Here is a 1,402-nt window from a genome sequence, read left to right as displayed (position 1 = left end):
GCCCTGCGGTCCGCGGCGCCTGTCGGGGCGCCGCGGGGTGGGGAGGGTCAGAGGCCGGGATAGACCGGGAAGCGGGCGCAGAGGGCGGCGACCTCGTCGCGGACCTTGCGCTCGACGGCGGCGTTGCCGTCCTCGCCATGGGCGGCGAGGCCGTCGACCACCTCGACGATCCAGTCGGCCACCTGCTCGAACTCGGTCGTGCCGAAGCCGCGGGTGGTGCCCGCGGGCGAGCCCAGGCGGATGCCCGAGGTCACCGTCGGCTTCTCGGGGTCGAAGGGCACGCCGTTCTTGTTGCAGGTGATGTGCGCGCGCCCGAGGGCCTTCTCGGTCGCGTTGCCCTTCACGCCCTTGGGGCGCAGGTCGACGAGCACGAGATGGGTGTCGGTGCCGCCGGTGACGGTGCCGAGCCCGCCCGCCACGAGCCGCGCCGAGAGCGCCTGCGCGTTCGCCACGACCTGCCGCATGTAGGTGCGGAACTCGGGGCGCAGCGCCTCGCCGAAGGCCACCGCCTTGGCCGCGATCACGTGCATGAGCGGGCCGCCCTGGATGCCGGGGAAGATCGCCGAGTTGAACTTCTTCGCCAGCGCCGCGTCGTCGGTCAGGATCATGCCGCCGCGGGGCCCGCGCAGGGTCTTGTGCGTGGTCGTGGTGGCCACGTGGGCGTGCGGGAACGGCGAGGGATAGTCGCCGGTCGCCACGATCCCCGCGAAATGCGCCATGTCGACGAGCAGCCACGCGCCCACGCTGTCGGCGATCTCGCGCATCCGGGCGAAGTCGATGACCCGCGGGATCGCCGAGCCGCCGGCGATGATCATGCGCGGCCGGTGTTCCGCCGCGAGCGCCGCCACCTGGTCGTAGTCGATGAGGTTGTCGTCCCGCCGCACGCCGTACTGCACCGCGTTGAACCACTTGCCCGACTGGTTCGGCGCCGCGCCGTGGGTCAGGTGGCCGCCCGCGTCGAGGCTCATGCCGAGGATCGTGTCGCCGGGCTGCAGCAGCGCGGTGAACACGCCCTGGTTGGCCTGCGAGCCGGAATTCGGCTGCACGTTGGCGAAGCCGCAGCCGAACAGCCGCTTCGCGCGGTCGATCGCCAACTCCTCGGCCACGTCGACCCAGTCGCAGCCGCCGTAATAGCGCCGCCCCGGATAGCCCTCGGCGTACTTGTTGGTCATCACCGAGCCCTGCGCCTCCAGCACGGCGCGGGAGACGATGTTCTCGGACGCGATCAGCTCGATCTCGTCGCGCTGCCGCCCGAGCTCGCGCGTCATCGCGGCGAAGATCTCGGGATCGCGGCTCTCAAGGCTCTCGCTGAAAAAGCCGGTGTCGCGGTGCGGGGCGTTCATGGGGGACCTCCCGATGGTTGCGGTCAGTGCGGTCGCGGCGCGACTGCGGCGCGCCGACG

The 1,402-nt window shown here is 72.0% G+C and carries 1 protein-coding gene; it reads right to left on the bottom strand.

The window, feature by feature from the left end; genetic code table 11:
- Positions 1 to 47 precede the first annotated feature (47 nt).
- Positions 48 to 1,343 carry a serine hydroxymethyltransferase gene (gene glyA, locus RISW2_RS22860; protein WP_043775741.1) on the bottom strand — a complete coding sequence of 432 codons (1,296 nt, stop codon included), beginning with the start codon at positions 1,341 to 1,343 and terminating at the stop codon, positions 48 to 50.
- Positions 1,344 to 1,402: the final 59 nt, after the last annotated feature.

Source organism: Roseivivax isoporae LMG 25204, from assembly GCF_000521865.1.
Lineage (GTDB): Bacteria > Pseudomonadota > Alphaproteobacteria > Rhodobacterales > Rhodobacteraceae > Roseivivax > Roseivivax isoporae.
Note: the sequence above shows the minus strand (reverse complement) of the source record. Positions and strands in the feature narration are given on the sequence as shown.

Bases quoted from the DNA above. Each gene is read 5' to 3' on its own strand.
- glyA (WP_043775741.1), bottom strand. From the start codon at position 1,343: ATGAACGCCCCGCACCGCGACACCGGCTTTTTCAGCGAGAGCCTTGAG.